An 11,356-nucleotide genomic window follows, 5' to 3' on the forward strand; every position below is an offset into this window, starting at 1 on the left:
CTCTTTTTCGCGAACGAATTCGCTCCCCCGCCTGCCCGTCACCGCCCCCTAACGCCCGTCGCGGATGACCTCCTTCACCTTGGAAGCCAGCTGCTTCAGCGAGAAGGGCTTGGGCAGGAAATGGGCGACTTCGACGCCGTCGATCTCGCCCAGCCGGTCCTCGGCATAGCCGGAGATGAAGATGACCCGCATCTCCGGGCGCAGCCTGCGGACATGGCGGGCCAGCGTCGGGCCGTCCATCTGCGGCATCACCACGTCGGTGATCAGCAGGTCGATGGAGGCGCCGTTGGTCTCGATCTGCTGCAAGGCCGCCTCGCCGTTCTTGGCCTCCAGCACCTGATAGCCCTTGTTGCGCAGCGCGCGGGCGGAGAAGACGCGCACCGCGTCCTCGTCCTCCACCAGCAGGATGATGCCGGTGCCGGTCAGGTCGCTGCCGCGCCGCTCGCGCGGCTCCGCCGTATCGACCGGGCGCAGCTCGCCCTGGTGGTGAGGCAGCAGGATGGTGAAGGTCGTTCCCTCCCCCACCGCCGAATCGACCAGCACGAATCCGCCGGTCTGCCGCACGATGCCGTAGACCGTCGACAGGCCGAGCCCGGTGCCCGATCCGACCTCCTTGGTCGTATAGAAGGGCTCGAAGATGCGCTGGAGATTCTCCCGCGCGATGCCACAGCCGGTGTCGATCACCTCGATGGAGACGTAGCTGCCGGCCGGCACCGTCTCGTGCTCCCGCCGTTCCGGCTGGCTGACGACGTAGTTGGTGGTGTTGACGATCAGCTTGCCGCCGCCGGCCATGGCGTCGCGGGCATTGACCACCAGATTGATGATGACCTGCTCCAGCTGGTTCTGGTCGACCTTGACCAGACCCAGGTCGCGGCCGTGGATCATTTTCAGTTCGATGTTCTCGCCGATCAGCCGGCGCAGCAGGTTCGCCAGCTCCGCCAGCACGTCGGTCACATTGATGACGCGCGGCTGCAGGGTCTGCTGGCGCGAGAAGGCCAGCAGCTGCCGCACGAGGTTGGCGGCGCGGTTGGCGTTCTGCTTGATCTGCATGATGTCGCTGAAGGACTGGTCGCCCGGCTTGTGCCGCAGCAGCAGCAGGTCGCAGAAGCCGATCATCGCCGTCAGCAGGTTATTGAAGTCGTGCGCCACGCCGCCGGCCAGCTGGCCGACCGCCTGCATCTTCTGCGACTGGGCGAACTGGGCCTCCAGGCTCTTGCGCTCGGTCATGTCGATGAAGTGCAGGATCAGGCCCACCCCATCTCCCCTGGCGCCATCCCCCCTGGCGCCATCCGCACGGCCATCCGTGCGCACCGGGTTGGCGAGGCGCCGGGCATAGAGCTGGGCGGTCAGCTCGCGCCCGCCGGACAGCCGGACCTCCAGCGGGTGGGCCGGGTCGGCGCCGCCCTGCACCGCCCGCAGCCGGGCGATCACCGCCTCGCGCTCCGCCGGAACGATCAGGTCGGCCATCGGGCGGTTGATGACGCTGCCGGTCTCGCTGCCGATCAGCGCCAGGAAGGCCTCGTTGCATTCGGTCAGCTGCCCGGTCTCGTCGACGAGCGCGATGCCGATGGGCGCATCCTCGAAGAAGCGCTGGAACCGCTGCTCGGACTGGCGCAGCGCCTCCTGCCACTCCCGTTCCGGGGACAGGTCGCGCACCACCGAGCGGGTGTGGATGGTGCCGTCGTCGGCATGCACCACGCTCTGCGCCACCGCGACCTGGAACCGCCGGCGGCCCAAACCCACCATGGTCAGTTCGCCGCGCTGCTCGCCGCCGCCATGGTCGAACAGGTCATAGGGGGCGGCGGAAACCGGAGGGGCCGCCAGGATGCCGTGCAGCCGCGCCTCGCCGTCGGTCAGGTCGCCGGGGGCCGCCTCCAGCCATTGCGCCAGGGTGGCGTTCACGAACAGGAAATGGCCGTTCTGATCGACCGAGAAGAAGCCGACCGGCGCATGCTCCATGAAGTCGGCGAGCTTGGCCTGCTCGCGCAGCATGACATGCTCCAGCTCTCGCCGGGCGGTGATGTCCTCGATCCGCCAGTGGACGGAGCCGGGGAAGCCGGCCACCGGCTGGCCCTGCACCTTGCGCCATTCCGGCGGGTGGCCGTCCAGCGCCGGGATCGCCAGCTCGGCCGAGGCGGCGCCCCCTGCCCTCACCCGTTCGCGCAGGCGGCGGAATTCGCGCGCGCTGTCGGGGTCGCCGGAGAATTGGCGGGCCAGGGCGTCCAGCGGCCGTTCGCCGCGGCGCCAGCCCGCCAGCTCGCGGAAGGCGGCGTTGACGAACACCACATCGTCCGTTCCGTCGCAGACCAGCTGTCCGGCCGGCATTCCTTCCAGCGCACCGCCGAGAAGCGCGCCGATGTGGGCCGACCGCCGCACCACCGACACGCTGCGGGCGATCAGCAGGACCACGCCCAAGGCCACCAGCGCCGCCCCCAGCCAGCCGACCGCGTCGCGCTCCAACAGCAACCCGGCGGCCAGCACCAGCAGTCCGGCCGGCGCCAGCGCATATTGGACCAGCATCAACACCCCGCCGGACGAAGCCTTGCGGTTCACTGCATTGCGCGCGCTGTCGGAAAGGGAAGTTGTGTCGTCCACCAATACTCCAAACCCCACACGGTCCGGCCGGGACATGCCCCGGTCCGCACTTGCCCGTCACACCACCTGCGATGGCCGGCCGATCCAACCGATCCCATCAACCATCACGGGGCCGGATCCGTTGCGCCCATATCGGTTGCACCCGGATCAGTTGCGCAGCGACCGCCCTTTCAGCTTGAAGACATAGGTGATGACTTCGGCGACCGCCCGATAATGCTCGGATGGCACTTCCGCGTCGATATCGCAAGCGGCATAGAGCGCACGGGCAAGGGGCGGGTTTTCTATGACCGGCACGTTGTTCGATTCGGCGATCTCGCGAATCTTGAAGGCGACCTGATCCACGCCCTTCGCCAGCACCATCGGCGCGCCCATCTGGGTCGGATCGTATTTCAGCGCAACCGCGAAGTGGGTCGGGTTGGTGACCACCACGTCGGCGTTCGGCACCGCGGCCATCATGCGCTTGCGCGCGCGTTCGAACCGGATCTGCCGAATGCGGCCCTTGACCACGGGGTCGCCTTCCTGCTGCTTGTGCTCGTCCTTCACCTCCTGCTTGGTCATCTTCATCTTCTTGTCGAACTGCTGCTTCTGCCACAGGAAGTCGCCGGCGGCGATGAAGGTCAGGACGACGAGAACCCAGACCAGCAGGCGATGGGCCAGCCCGTCCATCTGCAACAGCATGGCGACGATGTCGATGCCGATATAGGCCTCGATGCCGCCGAACATCGGCACCAGCGCCATATAGGCGACGCCGCCGACCACCCCCAGCTTGACGATGCTCTTCAGCAGCTCCACGCCCTGGTTGGCCTTGAACATGTTCATCAGGCCGGGCAGCGGGTTCAGCTTGCCGAACTTCGGCGAGATCAGCTCCCACGAGATATGGAAGCCGGTCTGCCCGATGGTCGACATGACGCCGGCCACCACGAACAGCAGGATGGGCAGCCACAGCGCCCACATGGCGTCGCTCATCACCCGGAACAGCAGCGCGCCGACGCCGGCCCGGTCGAAGGTGATGCGGTCCAGGTTCTCGAAATAATAGTTCAGGCGGAAGACCAGCCCCTTCATCGTGCCGGGCAGGATGGAGACCAGAACCACCAGCATCGCCGCGACCATCAACCAGTTCGCGGCCTCGCGGGTCATCGCGAACTGGCCCTGTTTGTGGGCCTCGTCGAGCTTTTTTCCCGTCGGGTCTTCTGTTTTGGAGGACTCGTCAGCTTCTTCCGACACCGGCGTCCTCCCTCTACAGCGGCTTCAGGAATTCGATGAAGGTCGATTCGAATCGCGACAGCCAGAACAGCATCATCGCCCCCAGCGTCAGGGCGAACATGAACAGGCCCAGCAGCACCTGGACCGAGGTGAAGAGCTGGAACACCTGCACCTGCGGCGCCAGCTTGTTCAAGAGCCCCAGCGCCAGCGCGAACAGGATGCCGGTGATCAGGAAGGGGGCGGCCATCTGCACCCCCATCATGAAGCTCTTCGACACCAGCTGTCCGATCACATTCGCCATGTCGTCGATCGGGATCGCCGCCCCGGGCGCGAAGGTGGAATAGCTGTCGACCACCGCCATGATCAGCAGATGGTGCAGGTCGGTGACGAACAGCAGAAGCAGCCCCAGCCACCCCATCAGCGAACCGGGCAGCGATCCGGCCGACGCCATCGCCGGGTTGAAGATCTGGGCGTTGGCCAGCCCGCTCTGCAGGCTGATGATGGTGCCGGCCACCTCCAGCGCGCCCATCAGCAGCCGGGCGATGGTGCCCATGAAGATGCCGATGGTCATCTCGCCGGCGGCCAGCACCAGCAGCTGGAACGGATTGCCCGGCATCGGCGGCAGCATCGGCCGGATCGCCGGCGCCGCCACCATGCTGACCACCAGCGCGAACAGCAGCCGCGCGCGGGTGGGAACGAAGGCGTCGCCGATGGTCGGCATCACGCTGAAGGCGGTGCCGACCCGCATGAAGACCAGCATCCAGACGAAGATCTGTTCGCCCAGCAGCTGTTGCAGGATGTTCATTGGCCCGCCGCGGCGGCAGTCGGGGCCGGGGCGGGCGTCACGCCGGTGCCCGGCGTGAAGGGCGCGCCGCCATTTTCGTTGGCGCCGACGCCGATGGCGACGATGCGGTCGGCGACCTCATGTTCGAAGAACTCGGTCAGCTTTCCCAGCATGAAGGGCATCAGCAGGATGCTGAGCCCGAAGACCAGCATCACCTTCGGCACCATGGCGATGGTCTGCTCGCTGATCTGGGTGACCGCCTGGAAGATGGAGATGACGGTGCCGAGCGCCATCATGATGACCAGAATCGGCCCGCACACGATCACCAGCGTGACGATCGAGGTGCGGCAAAGCTCGATGACTTCGGTCTCGTTCATAACGGCAAGCCGGGCATGACGGCGTGTAGGACCGGGCGCAGGCCGTCACATCGGCATGCGCAGGATTTCCTGGTAGGCGTTCAGCACCTTGTCGCGCACGGCGGTGACGGTCTGCAGCGTCACCTCGGCATTGGTCACCGCCTGGACGACGTCGTTCAGGTCGGCCTTGCCGACGGCGGCCATCGCCGAGATGTCCTCGCTCTTCTTCAGGGTGCCGATGCTCTCCTTGGCCGCCTGCTCCAGCACGTCGCCGAAGGACGCGCCGTCGCGCGCGGCCATGCCAGGGCCGGTCGTCTTGGCGGCGGTGGTGGCATAAGCCGCGGCGGCGTTCAGCGGATTGATCATGGCGGCGGTTCCGGTCGGTCAGGATGGTTGGCGGACGTGAGGCGGCGAAATATCAGGTGCGCAGGAGGTCGAGCGTGCGGGTCAGCATCTGGCGCGCGGTGTCGATCGCCGACAGGTTGGCTTCGTAGCTGCGCTGGGCCTCGCGCATGTCCATCGCCTCCACCACCGAATTGACGTTGGGCATCAGGACATAGCCCTCGGCGTCGGCCGACGGGTGCGACGGGTCGTACTTGCGCTGGAAATCGCTCTTGTCCACATCGACCTTGGCGACGCGGACCTTGTCGACGTCCATCGCCCGGTCCAGCTCGTTCTTGAAGATGACGGTCTTGCGGCGATAGGGCAGATCGCCGGGCGTTTCGGCGGTGGTGTTGGCGTTGGCCAGATTCTCCGAGATGACCTTCAGGCGCGTGCCCTGCGCCTTCATGCCCGAGGCGGACACCGCCATCGACTTGTAGAGATCCATCGCACCGCCTCCTCAAAAATCCGGCCGGAAAGACCGGTCGGAAAGACACTCAGCTGCCCGAGCGGATCGCCGATTTGATCATCGCCACCTGCTTCTTATACAGGTTCGTGATGGTCTGATAATCCATCGAACTCTGGCTCATCCGCATCATCTGGTCTTCCAGCACGACGTTGTTGCCGTCCGGCGCCGTCTCGTACGGATCGCGCACCTTCTGTTCCTCGGCCATGCCGCCGGCGCCGCGGGTGCCGGCCAGATGGGACGCGTTGGTCGCCACCGGGGTCAGCCGCCGGCTGTCGCTCAGCGCGTCGCGGAAGCTGAAGGGCTTCAGGTCGCGGCTCTTGTATTCGGGCGTGTCGGCGTTGGCGATGTTCTGCGACAGGACTTCCTGGCGTTGGGTCAGCCAGTCCATCTTGCGCGACATCAGTTTGAAGAGTCCGAGATTTCCGAGGTCCATCGCCCTGATCCCGCCGCCAAGACCGCCGCCGATTCCGCCAAATGCCGCCCTGACGGCGGCGTCCGGCAAGGATATCGCCATAGACTGCAATGGTCGCCCGTTTGCGTTAACGAAGGATGAATCCTTACCTGCGCGAATCGGTCGGGATGACCGCCTTTACAGTTCGTTAAGCCTACCGGTCCAGGATGCGGCGCAGGAAGGACCCTCCGACCAAGGCCGCCTGTTGTCCGCGCAAGCCCGCCCTCCCGCCTCGTCGCCTGCCGGCAAGACTGCCGGCAAGACGGCGTCTTCCGCCCGGCGCCCGGCCCAACGCCCGGTCGCGGTGGCGCTGAAGTACGAGCTGGGCACGGAAAGCCTGCCGCGGATCGTCGCCACCGGCAAGGGCACGGTGGCGGAGCAAATCCTGGAGGTCGCCTTCGCCAACGGCGTGAAGGTGCGCGAGGACGCCGATCTGGTCGAGATCCTGTCCGCCATCGAGGTCGACAGCGACATTCCGGTCGAAGCCATCGCCGCGGTGGCCGAAATCCTGGCCTATGTCTACCGCGCCAACGGCACCCTGCCGCCGGAGCCGCGATCCGAAGAGAGTCCGGAGGAGGACACGCCGTGACACGTCCGCCGCCCATGCCGCCGCCCATGCCGCCATCCTCCCTATCGCCCTCCCCCACTCCTCCCACCCCGGAAGGCGCCGAATCGGCCGCCGGCATCGCGCAGCAGGCGGCGGTGCTGGGCGCCACGCTCGACGACGCGCGGGCACAGGCGGAGGCCGGCGTGCTGATCGACCTCGCCGGGCTGGAGGACCGCGTCGCCCGTCTCTGCCTCGCCGCGGAGGCGCTGCCGCGGGGAGAAGCGCGCACGCTGCTCGGCCCGCTCGGCGATCTGGTGGCGGCGCTGGGTCCGCTTGCCGCCGCCCTGACCGACCAGCAAAAAGGGCGGGAGGAGGTCATCGCCGCCGCGCTGGCCGGCCGCGACGATCCGCACACCGCCCGCCAGCGCGCGGCGGCCGCCTATGGCCGCAGCGCCGGCCCGGCCGGGTCCGGTCTGGCAGATCCCGGTCTGGCAGATCCCGGCCGGCCTGCCGATACGCCCTGATCAGAGAAAGCCTGCCGTTTCCATGGATCTCGACCAGTATATCAAATTCCTGATGGCGCTCCTCTTTGTGGTCGCGCTCATCATGGTCGTCGCCTGGGTGATGCGCCGGATCGGCATGGCCGGCGGAACGGTGCGCGGACGCGCCCGCCAGCGCCGGCTGAGCGTGGTGGAGGCCCTGCCGATCGACGCCAAGCGGCGGCTGGTCCTGGTCCGCCGCGACGACCGCGAGCATCTGATCCTGCTGAGCGCCAACGGCGACCTGCTGGTCGACAGCACGCCGGCGGGCGGGTTCGACAGCGCGCTCGCCGGGGTGGAGGCCGCACCGGCCGACGCCCCCCGCCCGGCGGGGAGCGATCCGCGATGAGGCGGGGCATCCTCCGCCGTCTCCGGGCCTGCTGGAAGCCGGCCGCCGCCGGGCTGGCGCTGGCGCTCGCCGTCGGGGTGGCGCTGGGCCTGAGCGCCGGACCGGCGCTGGCGCAGAGCCTGACCTTCGACCTGGGCGATGCCGGCGGCACCGCCACCGGCCGCATCGTCCAGACCATCGGGCTGATCACCGTGCTGTCGCTGGCGCCGTCGATCCTGATCATGATGACGGCCTTCACCCGCATCGTCATCGTGCTGTCCTTCCTGCGCAACGCGCTGGGCGTGCAGCAGGTGCCGCCGACCACGGTGATGATGTCGCTGGCGCTGTTCCTGACCTTCTTCGTCATGGCCCCGGTGTTCGAGCGCAGCTACACCCAGGGCATCCAGCCGCTGATGAACCAGGAAATCGACGAGATGGAGGCGTTCCGCCGGACGATGGCGCCGCTCCGCGATTTCATGCTGCACCACACCGCCGAGAAAGATCTGCGCCTGTTCATGGACATGGCCCGCATCCAGTCGGTGCCGGAGGCGAACGACATGCCTCTGCATGTTCTGGTCCCGGCCTTCATGATTTCCGAGATCAAGCGCGGTTTCGAGATCGGCTTCCTGCTGTTCCTGCCCTTCCTGATCATCGACATGGTGGTCTCGTCGATCCTGATGTCGATGGGCATGATGATGCTGCCTCCAACCATGGTGGCGATTCCGTTCAAGATCATCTTCTTCGTGCTGGTCGACGGGTGGTATCTGATCGCCGGTTCACTTGCCCGCAGTTTCGGAACGCTCTGAGTTCACACGCACAGCGGGAAAACCACCGCGCACTTCGTCGCATCCCCCCGGCGCCGGAGGGGCCGCGCAAGCACGCTCTGGCGTTGGCCGCCGTAAACGCGTATGAGGAAAGACGATGCGCGTTTACGGCGGGATGGGCGGCAAGGAAGCCGGTCCGCCGGATGGCTTCGACCGCCCACAGCCCCGACAGGGCGGAATGGACGGTCCGGGCGCCACGACGGGCGCCATCGAACGGACGTTTTGAACGACGGACCAACTTCGGACCGCAATCACCGCATGACTGATACCGCTTTGAAGGCCGCGCAGCCCGACACCGGCAAGCTCGCGACGCTGACCCTGGGTGCCCTGGGCGTCGTTTTTGGCGACATCGGCACCAGCCCGCTCTACACGCTGCGCGAATGCTTCGGCGGCGAGCATGGGCTGCCGCTGACCCATGACAACGTGCTCGGCATCATGTCCCTGGTATTCTGGGCGCTGGTGATGGTCGTCACCGTCAAGTATGTCGGCTTCGTCATGCGGGCCGACAACAAGGGCGAGGGCGGCATCCTCTCCCTGCTGGCGCTGGCGTCGAAGACGCGGCCCGACGCCTCGGGCCGGCTGACCGTGCTGACCGCGCTGGGGCTGTTCGGCGCCGCGCTGTTTTACGGCGACGGCATGATCACCCCGGCGATGTCGGTGCTGTCCGCGGTGGAGGGGCTGGGCGTGGCGGAACCGGCGCTGGAATCGGCGGTGGTGCCGCTGACCGTCACCATCGTGATCGCCCTGTTCGCCATCCAGAGCCACGGCACCTCGCGCGTCGGCGCGCTGTTCGGTCCGATCATGCTGGTCTGGTTCGCCACGCTGGGCATCCTCGGTCTGCTGGAGGTGATCCAGCAGCCGAGCGTGCTGGTCGCCTTCAACCCGCTCTACGCCATCTCCTTCTTCGCCGACCACGGCATCGCCGGTTTCCTGGTGCTGGGCGCGGTGGTGCTGGCGGTGACCGGCGGCGAGGCGCTCTATGCCGACATGGGCCATTTCGGCCGCCGCCCCATCCAGGTGGCATGGCTGGCCGTGGTGCTGCCGGCACTGCTGCTGAACTATCTGGGCCAGTGCGCGCTTCTGCTGAACGACCCGACAGCGGTGCGCAGCCCCTTCTACCTGCTGGCGCCGGACTGGGCGCTCTATCCGCTGATCGGCCTGTCGACCGCCGCCGCCGTCATCGCCAGCCAGGCGGTCATCTCCGGCGTCTTCTCGCTGACCCGGCAGGCGGTGCAGCTCGGGCTCTGCCCGCGTCTCGACATCCGCCACACCTCCAGCGAGGAGGAGGGGCAGATCTACATCCCCCGCGCCAACTGGGGCCTGCTGGCCGCGGTGCTGGGCCTCGTTCTGGTGTTCCAGTCCTCCAGCCGTCTCGCCGCTGCCTACGGCATCGCGGTGACCGGCGACATGATCATCACCACCACCCTGTTCCTGGTGGTGGCCCGCCGCCGCTGGAACTGGAGCCTGCCGCTCTGCTTCGGCGTCGGCGCCGCCTTCCTGACGGTGGAGGTCTCCTTCTTCGCCGCCAATGCGGTGAAGATCCCCCATGGCGGCTGGGTGCCGCTGGTGATCGCCTGCGTCACGCTGGGCCTGATGTCCACCTGGCGCCGCGGCCGTGCGGTGCTGACCAAGCGGCTGGCCGAGGAATCGCTGCCGCTCGACGCCTTCATCCAGCGGCAGGCGAAGAAGGGCGACATCCACCGGGTCAAGGGGACGGCGGTCTTCATGACCTCCAGCTCCAACACCGTACCGATCGCCCTGCTGCACAACCTGAAGCACAATCAGGTCCTGCACGAGCGCATCGTCTTCGTCACCGTCGTGGTGGACGACGTGCCGCGCGTCCCGGCCAAGGACCGCGTGCTGGTCGAAGGGCTGGCCGACGGCTTCTACCGCATCACGGTGCGCTACGGCTTCTCGCAGGAGCCGAACATTCCCAAGGCCCTGCGGCTGTGCAAGGCCTTCGGCCTGGAGTTCGACGTGATGGCGACCTCCTTCTTCCTGGGCCGCGAGACGCTGATCCCGCAGATGAACTCCCAGATGGCGCTGTGGCGGGAGAAGCTGTTCGTGGTGATGTCGCGCACCTCGGTCAGCGCCACCGACTTCTTCAAGCTGCCGCCCAACCGCGTGGTGGAACTCGGCACTCAGGTACAGCTCTAGCCGGCTGAAGGACGGATCGAAGCACGGACGCATACCACCAAAGAATTACGTCCTTCGCTTTCGAAAAAATCGGCGGTCCGTTTAGAAATCGCTGTGATCCGAGCGAAAGCATCCTCCGTAACGGTGTTATGTCCGCGGGAAGCGGACCTTCACCGACATGAGGGAATGCTATGAAGAAGGTTGCCACCGTGGCGATCGCCACCCTTCTTTTTGCCGGTTGCGCCAATGCGGCCATGGAGAAGATGGTCGGCGGCGCGCCGATGTACCCCAGCAAGACCATCGTGGAGAACGCGTCCCAGTCCAAGGACCACACCACGCTCGTCGCCGCCGTGAAGGCCGCCGGGCTGGTCGACACGCTGAACGGCAAGGGGCCCTTCACCGTCTTCGCCCCGACCAACGAGGCCTTCGCCGCCTTGCCCGCCGGCACCGTCGACACGCTGCTGAAGCCGGAGAACAAGGGCCAGTTGACCAAGGTGCTGACCTATCACGTCATTCCCGGCAAGCTGGACGCCAAGGATATCGTGGCGGACATCAAGAAGGGCAACGGTAAGGCGATGCTGAAGACGGTGGAAGGCATGCCGCTGACCTTCACCCAATCCGGCGATGCCGTGATGGTCGCCGACGCGTCGGGCAACACCGCCCGCGTCACCATCGCCGACGTCCAGCAGTCCAACGGCGTCGTCCACGTCATCGACAAGGTTCTGCTGCCGAAGTAACCGCCC

At 66.9% G+C, this 11,356-nt stretch carries 13 protein-coding genes; 6 read left to right on the forward strand and 7 right to left on the reverse strand.

Annotated features, from left to right (window positions below; translation table 11 throughout):
• Positions 1–48 precede the first annotated feature (48 nt).
• From VH569_RS09960 to flgB, 7 genes are all read right to left on the reverse strand, one after another.
• Positions 49–2,595 carry an ATP-binding protein gene (locus tag VH569_RS09960; protein WP_423315202.1) on the reverse strand — a complete coding sequence of 849 codons (2,547 nt, stop codon included), beginning with the start codon at positions 2,593–2,595 and terminating at the stop codon, positions 49–51.
• A gap of 147 nt (positions 2,596–2,742) precedes the next feature.
• Entirely contained in the window at positions 2,743–3,819 is a 1,077-nt protein-coding gene (flhB, locus tag VH569_RS09965; RefSeq protein ID WP_423315203.1) for a flagellar biosynthesis protein FlhB, read from the reverse strand.
• Positions 3,820–3,832: 13 nt separating this feature from the next.
• Positions 3,833–4,603: a flagellar biosynthetic protein FliR gene (fliR, locus tag VH569_RS09970; protein WP_423315204.1), complete on the reverse strand. Its 771-nt coding sequence runs from the start codon at positions 4,601–4,603 to the stop codon at positions 3,833–3,835.
• Positions 4,600–4,959, reverse strand: a complete 360-nt coding sequence (locus tag VH569_RS09975; protein WP_395458158.1) for a flagellar biosynthetic protein FliQ — start codon at positions 4,957–4,959, stop codon at positions 4,600–4,602. The genes fliR and VH569_RS09975 overlap by 4 nt, the downstream gene beginning before the upstream one ends.
• Positions 4,960–5,004: 45 nt before the next feature.
• Positions 5,005–5,304, reverse strand: coding sequence for a flagellar hook-basal body complex protein FliE (fliE, locus tag VH569_RS09980; protein ID WP_395458160.1), 300 nt, complete (start codon positions 5,302–5,304; stop codon positions 5,005–5,007).
• Between the two features lie 52 nt (positions 5,305–5,356).
• Positions 5,357–5,767, reverse strand: coding sequence for a flagellar basal body rod protein FlgC (gene flgC / locus VH569_RS09985; protein ID WP_174475116.1), 411 nt, complete (start codon positions 5,765–5,767; stop codon positions 5,357–5,359).
• Between the two features lie 49 nt (positions 5,768–5,816).
• Positions 5,817–6,221 (reverse strand): flagellar basal body rod protein FlgB, encoded by a 405-nt coding sequence (gene flgB / locus VH569_RS09990; protein WP_423315205.1) that lies wholly within the window; start codon positions 6,219–6,221, stop codon positions 5,817–5,819.
• Positions 6,222–6,444: 223 nt separating this feature from the next.
• Between flgB and VH569_RS09995 the strand changes: the two genes are divergently transcribed.
• The 6 genes from VH569_RS09995 (at position 6,445) to VH569_RS10020 (ending at position 11,350) form a co-directional block, all read left to right on the forward strand.
• Positions 6,445–6,828: an EscU/YscU/HrcU family type III secretion system export apparatus switch protein gene (locus VH569_RS09995; protein WP_423315206.1), complete on the forward strand. Its 384-nt coding sequence runs from the start codon at positions 6,445–6,447 to the stop codon at positions 6,826–6,828.
• Positions 6,825–7,310: a hypothetical protein gene (locus VH569_RS10000; protein WP_423315207.1), complete on the forward strand. Its 486-nt coding sequence runs from the start codon at positions 6,825–6,827 to the stop codon at positions 7,308–7,310. The genes VH569_RS09995 and VH569_RS10000 overlap by 4 nt, the downstream gene beginning before the upstream one ends.
• A gap of 22 nt (positions 7,311–7,332) precedes the next feature.
• A complete protein-coding gene (locus VH569_RS10005) occupies positions 7,333–7,674 on the forward strand; it encodes a FliO/MopB family protein (RefSeq protein ID WP_423315208.1) in 342 nt (113 codons plus the stop codon).
• On the forward strand, positions 7,671–8,459 hold the full coding sequence (gene fliP, locus VH569_RS10010; protein ID WP_423315209.1) for a flagellar type III secretion system pore protein FliP: 789 nt from the start codon (positions 7,671–7,673) through the stop codon (positions 8,457–8,459). The genes VH569_RS10005 and fliP overlap by 4 nt, the downstream gene beginning before the upstream one ends.
• A 276-nt stretch (positions 8,460–8,735) precedes the next feature.
• Complete coding sequence (locus VH569_RS10015; protein ID WP_423315210.1) at positions 8,736–10,634, forward strand: potassium transporter Kup; 1,899 nt, start codon at positions 8,736–8,738, stop codon at positions 10,632–10,634.
• Between the two features lie 170 nt (positions 10,635–10,804).
• A complete protein-coding gene (locus VH569_RS10020; RefSeq protein WP_423315211.1) occupies positions 10,805–11,350 on the forward strand; it encodes a fasciclin domain-containing protein in 546 nt (181 codons plus the stop codon).
• The last annotated feature ends 6 nt before the right edge of the window (positions 11,351–11,356 follow it).

The sequence above is a fragment of the Azospirillum sp. 11R-A genome, assembly GCF_049472615.1.
Lineage (GTDB): Bacteria > Pseudomonadota > Alphaproteobacteria > Azospirillales > Azospirillaceae > Azospirillum > Azospirillum palustre.